The organism is uncultured Kordia sp. (genome assembly GCF_947496985.1).
Classification (GTDB): Bacteria; Bacteroidota; Bacteroidia; order Flavobacteriales; family Flavobacteriaceae; genus Kordia.
This window is the reverse complement of record NZ_CANMEZ010000007.1, coordinates 169516-181660: the sequence shown is the minus strand read 5'-3', so window position 1 is coordinate 181660 and position 12145 is coordinate 169516. Positions and strand designations below refer to the sequence as shown.

The 12145-nt window shown below is 32.3% G+C and carries 13 protein-coding genes; 7 read left to right on the top strand and 6 right to left on the bottom strand.

Annotated features, from left to right (window positions below; genetic code table 11):
• Nucleotides 1-32 precede the first annotated feature (32 nt).
• Together Q0828_RS17630 and Q0828_RS17625 are read left to right on the top strand one after the other, a co-directional pair.
• Nucleotides 33-1487, top strand: a complete 1455-nt coding sequence (locus tag Q0828_RS17630; protein ID WP_298424164.1) for an ATP-binding protein — start codon at nt 33-35, stop codon at nt 1485-1487.
• Nucleotides 1488-1492: 5 nt separating this feature from the next.
• The gene (locus Q0828_RS17625; protein WP_298424161.1) at nt 1493-2275 is read left to right on the top strand and encodes an enoyl-CoA hydratase-related protein; all 783 of its coding nucleotides are present in this window, start codon (nt 1493-1495) and stop codon (nt 2273-2275) included.
• Nucleotides 2276-2372: 97 nt separating this feature from the next.
• Here Q0828_RS17625 and Q0828_RS17620 read toward each other — a convergent pair whose 3' ends face one another.
• Complete coding sequence (locus Q0828_RS17620; RefSeq protein ID WP_298424160.1) at nt 2373-4520, bottom strand: S46 family peptidase; 2148 nt, start codon at nt 4518-4520, stop codon at nt 2373-2375.
• A 165-nt stretch (nt 4521-4685) separates the two neighbouring features.
• On the opposite strand from Q0828_RS17620, the gene Q0828_RS17615 reads away from it, so the two are divergent.
• On the top strand, nt 4686-5759 hold the full coding sequence (locus tag Q0828_RS17615) for a PA0069 family radical SAM protein (protein ID WP_298424157.1): 1074 nt from the start codon (nt 4686-4688) through the stop codon (nt 5757-5759).
• Nucleotides 5760-5909: 150 nt separating this feature from the next.
• Nucleotides 5910-6341, top strand: coding sequence for a hypothetical protein (locus Q0828_RS17610; protein ID WP_298424154.1), 432 nt, complete (start codon nt 5910-5912; stop codon nt 6339-6341).
• Nucleotides 6342-6412: 71 nt separating this feature from the next.
• On the opposite strand, the gene Q0828_RS17605 is transcribed toward Q0828_RS17610, so the two are convergent.
• Nucleotides 6413-7009: a hypothetical protein gene (locus Q0828_RS17605; protein WP_298424151.1), complete on the bottom strand. Its 597-nt coding sequence runs from the start codon at nt 7007-7009 to the stop codon at nt 6413-6415.
• 201 nt (nt 7010-7210) lie between these two features.
• Between Q0828_RS17605 and Q0828_RS17600 the strand changes: the two genes are divergently transcribed.
• Nucleotides 7211-8080, top strand: coding sequence for an AraC family transcriptional regulator (locus tag Q0828_RS17600; RefSeq protein ID WP_298424147.1), 870 nt, complete (start codon nt 7211-7213; stop codon nt 8078-8080).
• Nucleotides 8081-8343: 263 nt separating this feature from the next.
• Here the strand turns inward: Q0828_RS17600 and Q0828_RS17595 are convergent, their stop codons facing one another.
• The 4 genes from Q0828_RS17595 to Q0828_RS17580 form a co-directional block, all read right to left on the bottom strand.
• The gene (locus tag Q0828_RS17595) at nt 8344-8997 is read right to left on the bottom strand and encodes an HD domain-containing protein (protein ID WP_298424145.1); all 654 of its coding nucleotides are present in this window, start codon (nt 8995-8997) and stop codon (nt 8344-8346) included.
• A gap of 3 nt (nt 8998-9000) precedes the next feature.
• The gene (locus tag Q0828_RS17590; RefSeq protein ID WP_298424142.1) at nt 9001-9708 is read right to left on the bottom strand and encodes a lysophospholipid acyltransferase family protein; all 708 of its coding nucleotides are present in this window, start codon (nt 9706-9708) and stop codon (nt 9001-9003) included.
• A 123-nt stretch (nt 9709-9831) separates the two neighbouring features.
• Entirely contained in the window at nt 9832-10242 is a 411-nt protein-coding gene (locus Q0828_RS17585) for a BrxA/BrxB family bacilliredoxin (protein WP_298424140.1), read from the bottom strand.
• Between the two features lie 142 nt (nt 10243-10384).
• Nucleotides 10385-10723 carry a hypothetical protein gene (locus Q0828_RS17580; protein WP_298424137.1) on the bottom strand — a complete coding sequence of 113 codons (339 nt, stop codon included), beginning with the start codon at nt 10721-10723 and terminating at the stop codon, nt 10385-10387.
• Nucleotides 10724-10854: 131 nt separating this feature from the next.
• Here Q0828_RS17580 and Q0828_RS17575 point away from each other — a divergent pair, with 131 nt between their 5' ends.
• Together Q0828_RS17575 and Q0828_RS17570 are read left to right on the top strand one after the other, a co-directional pair.
• Nucleotides 10855-11085, top strand: a complete 231-nt coding sequence (locus tag Q0828_RS17575) for a hypothetical protein (protein ID WP_298424134.1) — start codon at nt 10855-10857, stop codon at nt 11083-11085.
• Nucleotides 11086-11290: 205 nt separating this feature from the next.
• Complete coding sequence (locus Q0828_RS17570) at nt 11291-12094, top strand: TerB family tellurite resistance protein (protein WP_298424131.1); 804 nt, start codon at nt 11291-11293, stop codon at nt 12092-12094.
• Nucleotides 12095-12145 lie beyond the last annotated feature (51 nt).

The following is a 12145-nucleotide window of genomic DNA, read 5'->3' as shown; positions in this document are numbered from 1 at the left end:
TTGTTCATATCGATCAAGAAAAATAAACATTCATGAAACCAGCAAGACTTTCATTACGTTCCCGAATATTTGCTTACATGATCCTACTAATCTTGGTAGCATCTATTTTGATTGCATTGGTTAGTATTTATCAATACAGCGAACAGTCAAACGATTATCATGAAAAACGTTTGGAACGTAAAGAAGATCAAGTTCGATCTAATGTAAATTACGTTATCAACAAGGAGACAACGTATGTGGTAAGTGAGGAAAATTTACCACTCATTTTTAAAGATGCAATTTATAAAATAGCCGATATTCACAATGTAGATTTCAATTTGTACGATTTAGGAGGAACGCTCATCAATACATCTGATACGTCTATTGGTCAAGAAGAAGTTCCAGATTGTTTATCTGCCGAAATTTTAAACAATTTAAACGCACTTGTAGATAAACGGTATGTAGAAGAAATTATTACCAAAAACGGAGAATATCAATCTTCATATAGCATCATTACAGATTCAAAATCGAAACCATTAGGGATTTTAAATCTTCAGTACGAACGCGATGATTCATTCAGTAATAATGAACTAAAAGAATTCTTTAGACGTTTAGGCTATGCATACATTGTAATGTTATTGGTAGCTATTGTTTTTGCTTATTTTATCTCCAGATATATAACGCGTTCGCTGAAAAGTATTGGTGCAAAATTAGATCAAACCCGATTCAATCAGCGAAATGAAAAAATCATTGTAGAAGATGCAGGAGAAGAAATCTTTAACTTAATTTCTGCCTATAATGGAATGATTGACGAATTGGAAGAAAGTGCCGTAAAACTTGCCATGAGTGAGCGTGAACAAGCTTGGCGCGAAATGGCAAAGCAAGTAGCGCACGAGATTAAAAATCCGTTAACACCAATGCGTTTAAGTGTACAAAGTTTCCAACGTAAGTTTGATCCGAATGATTCGCAAATTCATCAAAAAGTAGATGAATACACAAAAACACTCATTCAACAAATAGATACCATGAGTAGTATTGCTTCGGCTTTTTCAAACTTTGCAAAAATGCCAGCACAACAAAATGAAATGCTCAATGTGGTAGAAATTACGCGCTTGGCAATGGATATCTTTAATGAAGATTACATTCATGTATATTTTGAACAAGAAGAAATCATCATAAAATTTGATCGTACCCAACTCATTAGAGTGATTACAAACTTGGTTAAAAATGCAATTCAAGCTATTTCAAACGACCGAAAACCATTAATTGATGTGCGTGTATTTGAACAAGATGATAATGCCGTTATTACGGTTGAAGACAACGGAATTGGAATTACAATAGAGAACACTCCAAAAATATTTGAACCAAAATTTACCACAAAAACCAGTGGAATGGGACTTGGCTTAGGAATGGTGAAAAATATTGTGGAAACTTATAATGGAAGTATTACTTTTACATCTGAAGAAAATAAAGGAACAACATTTACAGTGACAATTCCAAAAAAATAATCATCATGAACTACGAAAATATACTTGTACAACAAGAAAATGGTATCGCAACCATAACAATCAATCGTCCAAAAAAATTAAACGCGTTAAACCGTGATACAATTCAAGAATTACACGATGCCTTTGAAGCGTTAGATACTGATACAGAAGCAAAAGTAATTGTATTAACTGGAAGTGGTGAAAAAGCATTTGTTGCAGGTGCCGATATTAGCGAATTTGCACACTTCTCGGTAGAAGAAGGAGGACAACTAGCTGCAAAAGGACAAGAATTATTATTTGATTTTGTACAAAACTTAGGAACACCTGTAATTGCCGCTGTAAACGGTTTTGCGCTTGGTGGCGGATTGGAATTGGCAATGGCTTCACATTTCAGAATTGCCAGTGACAATGCAAAAATGGGCTTGCCTGAAGTATCTTTAGGAGTCATTCCTGGATATGGAGGAACACAACGTTTGCCACAATTAGTTGGTAAAGGAAAAGCAATGGAAATGGTCATGACTGCGGGAATGATTGGTGCCGAAGAAGCGCAGCAATGTGGATTGGTAAATCATGTAACAACGCAAGAAGAATTATTGCCATTAGCATACAAATTGGCAAGTAAAATAATGAGAAATTCATTAGTTGCTATTCGTGGGGCTATCAAAGCTGTAAATGCAAACTTTGAAGACGGCGTAAATGGTTATGAAACTGAAATTACAGCATTTGGAAACTGCTTTGGAACAGAAGATTTCAAAGAAGGAACTACTGCGTTTTTAGAAAAACGCAAAGCTGCATTTCCTGGGAAATAGTTAAAAATACTATATAAAAAATAAAAGAAGCTGTCTAGAAAATTAACTTTTCAGACAGCTTCTTTTTATAAGCTTAAATGATGTATGTAAGTGTGAATTACTTCTTAATAGTCAATTCTTCTATAATATTATCTGCGCCAGCTAAATTATCAACTAGCCATAATACGTAGCGAATATCTACATTAATAGTGCGTTGTAAGTTATCATCAAAAATAACATCTCCAGCCATTGCTTCAATATTTCCGTCAAAAGCCAATCCTATTAATTCTCCTTTTCCATTTAATACAGGTGAACCTGAATTTCCTCCTGTAATATCATTATTTGTTAAGAAGTTTACAGGCATATAACCATTTTTATCTGCATACTGACCAAAATCTTTCTTTTTGTATAAATCTAATATTCCTTGTGGAAGATCAAACTCATCATCATTTGGTTTGTATTTAGCAACCATTCCTTTCATGGTTGTATAATTATTGATTTTTGCATCATTACGAGAGTCCTTAGGTAAAGCAACCACTTTTCCATACGTCAAACGCAATGTAGAATTTGCATCCGGATATTCTACAGTACTTAATTTTGATTCACGAAGTCCTTGTACTAATTTTCTATATGCTTTAGTATACGCTTCTCTTGCTGTAGCAATAGCTTCTGGTTGATCTCTGTACTTAGTAAGTAAGTCAGAAGATAATAAATATAAAGGATCGTTTTCTAATAATATTTTGTTAGGATATTTTAAAAATGCTTCCAATCGTTCTTTAGATGTGAAAATACTTAATTCAAATATGGCATCAATATAACTTTCAAAATCTCCTCCAGTTTCTTCATTAATCTCTTTTACTAACGGAGGTAATTCGTATCCTGATTTTTCAACGTATAACTTTAATTGTGCAGCGAATACATCTTTTTCTAAAGGAATATAAGCGTTTTCAAACGTATTATTGATCATTCCTTGTAATCTAGGAAGAACTTCTTCTCTTTTGGCTTTGTTTTGACCTATGTAATACAATAAACCATTCCCTAATCGTGAAGGCATTGCAGCAAAGCTACTTCCACGAAGGATACCAATTAAATAGTTATTATGACGTGATCTATCGTTGGTTAAAGCGTAATAATTATTAATGTCTTCAATTACAGATCCGTAAGTAGCTTTGTTGCGCTTTTTATTTGCCCATTTATTAAATTTCTTTTCTAATTTTCGTTTTTCATCAGCAGTTCCGTGCTTTGTTAAGGCATCAATCATACCTTGTCTATTTTTCCAATAATTTGAAATTTGATTATAAGCTGAAGTGTATTTTAGATGTACATCTTCACTTTTATTCATGTGCTTTTTCATAACATCCATACTTAGTTTTGAAGCTTCAACCCAAGCAGGATATGCGTAACTTACATTTTGTGCAATTCCTTCAGCTGGCATCCAACGATTGGTACGCCCTGGATATCCTAAAATCATTGCAAAATCATCTTCTTTAACACCACCTAAATTTACAGATAAGTGTCTTTTTGGGTTCATAGGGACATTGTCTTTTGAATATTTTGCAGCGTTTCCTTCTTTGTCAGTATATACTCTAAATAAAGAGAAATCACCTGTATGACGCGGCCATTCCCAGTTGTCAGTATCTCCACCAAATTTACCAACACTTTCTGTTGGAGTTCCTACCAAACGAACATCTTCATAATCTTCATAAACAAAATAGTAGAATTCATTTCCTTGAAAAAATGAGCGTACAGAAACTTTATATTTCCCATCTTCATCATTTTCTTTTTGAATCTCAGCAACTTCTTTGTTGATAGCCGCTTGTCTTTCTTTTTCAGTCATGCTATCATTTACTTTTGCTAAAATTCGCTCACTTACGTCATCCATACGGACGAAAAAACGAACATATAAACTTTCTGGTTTTAACTCCTCGTCAAAACTTTTTGCCCAAAAACCATTTTTTAAATGATTCTTTTCTTCTGTTGATAATTCAGCAATGGCATCATATCCACAGTGATGATTTGTTAAAACAAGACCTTTATTAGAAATAATACTTGCTGTACAGCCTCCGTTAAATTGTACAATAGCATCTTTTAAACTATTGTTATTGATACTGTAAATTTCTTCTGCGGTTAATTGTAACCCCATTTTTTGCATATCTCTGTGGTTTAGTCTGTCAATAAACATTAAAAACCACATGCCTTCATTGGCGTTTGAAGTTGTTGGTATCAAAAAGATACTCACAATCATAAATAGAAAAATTTTCTTCATGTATTAATTTTTTTGAAGGATAAATATATTAAAATAACATGAAAAAGCACTTAATGCAACTCAGTATCTTTAAGTTTTTTTATTCCCGTAGTTGCACTTTAAAAAAGTAAATATTGGCACAATTCACTTACGTGAGAATTACTTTTGAGAAAAGAAACGACAAACTTGAATAATTCAACGAACATAAAAGGAAGAGGCGCACAAAAAAACGTACACAATCGTTTTTTGAAAGATGTGCATGAAACACGTGCCGATTTTTTAGAATACTGCCGGAAAGAAGGAGAAGAAGCGGATAAAAATAAAACGGCGTATATCAGTACATTTCCGAAAACTATTATTAATAAAGTGAAAAGTCCAGATGTTGGTATGGAATATTCTTTAAATCCGTATCAAGGTTGTGAACATGGGTGCATTTATTGTTATGCGCGTGTAACACATGAATATTGGGGATTTAGTGCAGGTTTGGATTTTGAACGAAAAATATTAGTTAAGCAAAATGCAGTTGTACTTCTAGAAGAAAAAATCAAAAAGAAAAGCTGGAAAGCATGCCCAATTATACTTTCTGGAAACACAGATTGTTATCAACCCGCTGAAAAGAAATTCGAAATTACTAGAAACTTACTCAACGTGTTTTTGAAGTATAAACATCCTGTTGGAATTATTACTAAAAATGCTTTAATCCTGCGCGATTTAGACATTTTAAAAGAATTAGCGAAGGATAATCTAGTTAGTGTTAATATCTCTATTACGTCCTTGTCTGAAGAAACACGTCGTGTATTAGAGCCAAGAACAGCAAGTATTAAAAAACGATTAGATACTGTAAAAATATTATCTGAAAACGGAATTCCTGTCAATGTAATGTTAGCACCAATCATTCCATCAATCAACAGTCATGAAATCTTACCAATGGCAAAAAAAGTATCCGAATTAGGTGCCAGCTCTATTGCGTTTACCATTGTACGATTGAATGGCGCTATTGGTGAAATTTTCTCCGATTGGATTCGCAAAACCATGCCCGACAGAGCCGAAAAAGTATTGCATCAAATAGAAAGTTGTCACGGAGGAACATTAGGCGATAGCCGATTTGGAAATCGAATGCGTGGTGAAGGTAAAATAGCAGAGCAAATTAGAAACTTAATCAAATTGGCGCGGTTGAAATATTTTAAAGACAAAAAAATGCCAAGACTCAACCGAACATTGCACGAAAAATATAAAAATGGACAGTATTCGCTGTTTTAGTAGTTTAGCTTAAAGGTAAATTTCAATTATTGAGTAACGCTTACGAAAAAGGAACAACGCTTATAAAATATATAAGACTTTTCATTCATTATTGCTATACATTTAAGCTAAAGTAGTCAAAATAGATTGCTAAAATTTAAATGAATACCAATGAAAAAAATAGTTTTATGTATCATGACTCTAGCCATGTTGTCCTGTTCATTAGAAGATGAAAATACACCAATTGAAAATACAAATTCAATACGTTTTAATCTCAATAATGTAGCGTATTCTTTAACAGAATTCAATGTGCAATTAGATTCTACAAATAGTATGAATAGAATTGTAGAGGCTTCATTTGATGACAATTCAAAAGCCATACGTTTTTTTGTATTGGTAGAAGAGACCAATCAAATAGGTGAATTTATTTTTATCAATAATGATGTACACTATTCTTCAGATGTCAATTTTGGAAACAGAGAAACGTCTATCACGACACATACAAATTCAAAAATGGAAGGCACGTTTAACATAACTACAGATGCTACTTTTGATGAACCTGTATTTACATTTACAAATGGGATTATCAATATTGAATACTAAAGTAATAACAAAAAAAGCGTAGCATTTTAGATAAATTGCTACACTTTTAAGTTGGTTGAATTACGGATAGCCTAAAATTTAATCTTTTCAGCAAACTCTCTTCCTTCTGTAGTAAATACAACAGTATAGCTGCCTTTTTTCTCTTTAGAAAGTTCATAAATACGAGAGATAACTTTAGTGTTTTCAATTTTTTCAGAAAATAACAAACTTGAATTGTCTCCTATGACTTCTCTATAATAAATTTCAATTTTCATAGGTTTTGCTTCCAATGAAAGCCTAGAAATACATAACTTATCGTCTGCAAGTCGTATTGTTGGTTTATAGATAGTAGTTTCTTTTTCTTTATTAAATTTTACTTCATTTGCAGTTACTGTAAACGGAATACTTACAATTTTCACATCTTTTTCTAGTTCAAAATAATATGCTCCGTCTGGTAAATTCGTCAAATCGAATCCTTTAGAATACGTGCCGTTTTGTGAAATAGCTTCCTTGTAAAGAACTAAAAAGTTAGTGTCTTTAATGAGTAATTGATGTCCTTTTTTAACATTTGATAATGTTAATACAGTGCTACCTTTTCTAGTGTCGAAAGAATAGTCACTATTTGCGTAACTCGTTATACTAATGATCATTATTAGTATAGATACAATGTTTTTAATGCTTTTTTTCATGACTTTTATTTTAAATAGTACATGACAAAACTAAGGTTGATTCAGCTATTAGAAAACAGCTATTTTGACTAATATGTGTATTATTTTAACCGTTAAATAATTGCAAACTTTTTTTTAAGTTAAAATAGTATAGAATTGAGTTAAAAAAACATACTTTTTTATATGGATTTAGAAGTAAATTTGCGAAAGTAACTAAGCATTATGAACACTAAACCTACTTACGAAAAGATAACACACGATTTTGGAAATTCTGTTTTAGTGGCTCAGAATACCAAAAAACGTAAGCGTGGATTGGCTTTTTGGCACTTTCATCCAGAAGTAGAGTTGGTGTATGTAAACAAAGGCAAGGGAAAATGTCATATAGGAAATCATTTATCTTACTTTAATAATAGTCAATTGATATTGATTGGATCAAATTTGCCACATAATGGTTTTGCAGATCGATTAACATCGAAAGGAAAAGAAACCCTCATTCAATTCAAAACAGATTTTTTAGGAAAAGAATTTTACAACTTGCCAGAAATGCAAGATATTTCTTTGTTGCTAGAAAAGGCAAAAAGAGGTATTCGGTTTCGACCAGAAACTAAGAAAATTGTTGGTCCGAAAATAGAAAAACTTCCAAAATATGATGGTTTTAAAAGAATCATTAAACTACTAGAAATTTTGCAAATGTTGGCACTTGCAGAAGATTATGAATTATTAAATGTGGATGGTTTTGCTTTTGAAACGCAGCCGCAAGACAGCGTGAAAATTGATACGATATTTAAATACATCAATAATAATTTTCAAAAACATATTACACTTGATGAAATTGCTAATGAAGTAAATATGACGGTTCCTGCGTTTTGTCGTTATTTTAAAAAGGTCACAGGAAAAACATTTACCAAATTAGTGAATGAATATAGAGTAACGCACGCCACAAAGTTATTGCTTGAAAGTCAAAGTAGTATTACGGATATTTGTTACGAAAGTGGTTTCAATAACTTTTCACACTTCAATAAACTCTTTAAAGAGATTACAGGGAAAAGCGCTTCCAAATATCGAAGCGAAATGAAATTAATGATTCAGTAGATTTACAAAGAATCAAGACTATTTTTTGTGAGATTTTAACTTTATGTTTTTTAGGCAATGAGTTTATTGGTTTTAGAAGTTCACGTTTTAAATTCTTTGTTTAAAACACCTTGATTAGATCATTCTGAACTAGACTCGGAATCTCATATACTAGCTTGCTCATATGCGATGCTGAATCAAGTTTAGCATGACGACGATGAAAAGTCTAATAATCTAAAAGCGTAAGCGATTTTATCTCTTGAAACGAAAAAGTCTTTAAAAATCTATCTTTCTCCATTCCATTCCGCATAAAACTGCTCCAGAAACTGTTCCATATACGCATGACGTTGCTCAGCAATTTTTTGTCCAGTGCTGGTGTTCATTTTGTCTTTTAGTAATAATAACTTTTCGTAAAAATGATTAATTGTTGGTGCGGTAGATTTTTTATATGCTGCCTTTGTCATGTTGAGATTAACTGGAACAGCAGGATCATATAACTTGCGGTTTTTAAAACCGCCATAATTGAAACAGCGTGCAATACCGATAGCTCCAATAGCGTCTATACGATCTGCATCTTGAATTACATCTAACTCCGGAGAAGTAAATTTTTGATTAAAGTTTCCGCCTTTAAACGAAATATTAGAAATGATTTGTTCTACATGAATAATCACAGCTTCAGAAACTTGTAAACTTTCCAGAAATTCACGCGCTACTTTTGGACCAACGGTTTCATCACCATTATGAAACTTTGAATCTGCAATATCATGTAGCAATGCACCTAAACTGACAATAAACTCGTTTACATTTTCTTCTTTCGCAATCAATAATGCATTTTTATATACACGCTCAATATGAAACCAATCGTGTCCGCCTTCTGCGTTTTTGAGTGTTTCTTGAACAAAAGAAATCGTTTTTTCTATAAGTTGAGTTTCGAGCATAAATTAATCTACAATGATATGATCTGTGATTGTTTTTTCAATATGTTCAAGCAATTCTGCACGTTTGTTTCTTGGGTAATCACTCAATTGAATTGGATTATGTACGTCAACAGTAATTTTTGAACCCAATCCGTACGGAAACTTTCCATATTTAGTGGTTTTCCAAGAATTATTAATCGTTACAGGAACAATTTGTGCATTCGGAATATACTTAAACAATACTTCCAATCCTTTTGTTTTAAAAGGTTTTGGATGGCCATCTCTGCTACGTGTTCCTTCCGGAAAAATAACAGCTGCATGAGTATTATCATGAATTCGTTTGGCAAAATTGATAATTTCAGTAATGGCTTGTTTCGGATCATTTCTATCAATTAAAGCTGCACCACCATGACGTAAATTAAAAGAAATACTAGGAATTCCTTTTCCGAGTTCTTTCTTACTAATAAATTTTGGATAGTGTTTTTTAAAGGTCCAAATCAACGGAGAAATGTCGTTCATACTTTGATGATTAGACACAATAATTAATGGCTGATCTGTACTTAATTGATGTGTATTTCTCAGAATATAGCGTGTTCCTAAAAGATTGTGACAACGCATTAGCCAAAATTGTAACATATTTACACTTCGGTTATGCCATTTTTGCCCACCTAACTTTAGGAAAACCCATTGAATTCCATGGAAAATTACTAATAACAAGCCGAAAAACAGCATGTAAATGGAGGATAATATATACGATAAGAATTTCACTACTTGGTACTTTATAATGTGGTAAAAGTATAAAACAAAACCACGCAAAAACGTGGTTTTATAGTATTTTTTTTGGGTAAGAATATATTAGCAGTTCTCGTTATAAGCGTCTTTTAAGTTTTCAGCAATCATTTCTGCTGGTCTACCTTCAATGTGATGACGTTCTAACATATGTACTAATTGTCCATCTTTAAACAATGCCATACTTGGTGAAGAAGGAGGAAAAGGAATCATATAACTTCTTGCTTTATCCGTAGCTTCTCTATCAACTCCTGCAAACACTGTTACCAAGTTGTCAGGTTTTTTATCATTATCTAAAGACATTCTTGCGCCAGGTCTTGCATTGGCAGCTGCACAACCACAAACAGAATTTACAACAACCAAAGTTGTTCCTTCTTTTGCAATAGCAGTATCAACAGCTTCTACCGTATGTAATTCTTCAAAACCAACAACCGTTAAATCTTCGCGCATTGGTTTTACCAATTCTGGTGGATACATAATCTTTTAAATTAATTCATTAATAATGATACAAAGATACGGATTAAATCTTTTCTAACGTATTGATGTAAATACTGTTTTTTGTTAAAGAAAGTTAAAAGAATAAGACTGTGTTTTTGCCAGTTCTAGATGTAGTTATACTTTATTCTTTGTTTTGAAAACGTCGCAACAAAATGGTGATCAGAATCAAAATAAACCCATTAATAATTCCAAAAAACAAAATCTTGGTAAAAATCCAAAATTCACCAGGACCAAAGTATTCTAAATTGGAGGGATTAGTGCCAATAATTAAATTTGAAAAAGAAAAATTTAAGGTAGCTACTGATAAAAAATCAATAATAAAAAGAACTATTGTAATAATGATTAACAATGAGTTTTTTTTAAAATATTTTTGAGTTTTCAACCCTTTTTTAACTGTTGCAGCTTTTTTGAAATATTCTTTTTTTTCTTCTAAAACAGCGCTTTGTTTCTTTTTACCCATGCTTTTTTAAGTCTAGTAATACGTGTTAAGTAAAAAATTACGTCATACATGACGTAAAAATAAAAAATATAACTTGAATGCGTCATGTATGACGTAAATTATTGCGCTCTGAATTGAGAATTTTAACCTTTATGAGCGCATTAGAAAAAGACGAGATGCTAAAAAAAATTGGGAGACGAATTAAAGACCTAAGAGTAGAAGCCGGATATAAAAGCCATGAACAATTTGCATTTGATAACAATATTCAACCAAAACAAATGTGGCGATGGGAATCAGGTTATGATTTTAAGGTATCAAGTTTAATACGTATTACCGATATTCATAGGATCACACTAGAAGAATTTTTTAAAGATGTTGAATAATTATTAAATCTTTTAATTTCATAACTTTCTTAGCGGAAAATTTAATAAGAACCTAAAAACTACCTTTAAGATTATAATTGATAGAAAACTGTCAATACATATTGTGCGCCATAATATGAATCATAATTTTACCTTCACATAATATTTTGATAATTTTTTCTGCGGAAAATGTATCTTTGATAAAAAACAAACAGAAACGAAACGTATGAGTGGATTTGCAAGCTGGATTGGAGGCGCATTAGGCTGGACATTAGGTGGCCCAATTGGTGCTGCTATTGGATTTGCTGTAGGAGCTGCAGTAGACAAAGTAACAGCAAAAGGCTTATTATTAGAGCCGCCAAAAGAAAAAAGAGGAAATTCTCGTCGTCAAGATCCAATATATGAAAAGCGCAGACGTAGAAAACCTTCACAAAAACGCGAACAAACCAAACCAGGAGATTTTGAAGTAAGTTTATTAGTGCTTTCTGCAATTGTAATGAAAGCAGATGGAGAAGTCTCAGAATCTGAATTGGATTATGTACGTAGCTATTTTGTAAAAATGTACGGAAAAGAGCGTGCCAATCATGCTTTTCAACTGTTTAATGGCGTCTTAAAAAAGAAAGATATTTCTACACGTCAAGTGTGTCAGCAAATTCAGTTGTACATGGATCATTCATCGCGTTTGCAATTATTACACTATTTATTTGGTGTTACCAAAGCGGATAATCACGTAAGTGAAGAAGAAGTTGAACTGATTGAAAAAATTGCAGGATATCTATATATTAACAACCGTGATTTTGAATCGATCAAAGCCATGTTTTATAATGCTAGCGATAGTGCCTACAAAATCTTAGAAATTGATAAGTCAGTTTCGGATAGCGAAGTGAAAAAAGCATATCGTAAAATGGTAAAAAAATACCATCCAGACAAAGTACAGCATTTAGGAGAAGAGCACGTAAAAGGAGCAAAAGAGAAATTTCAGCGAGTGCAAAAAGCCTATGAACAATTGCAAAAAGAACGTGGTTTTTAAAGTATAAAAAAAATAATATAAGTTTGAAACACGAACCCCAACCTAAAAATT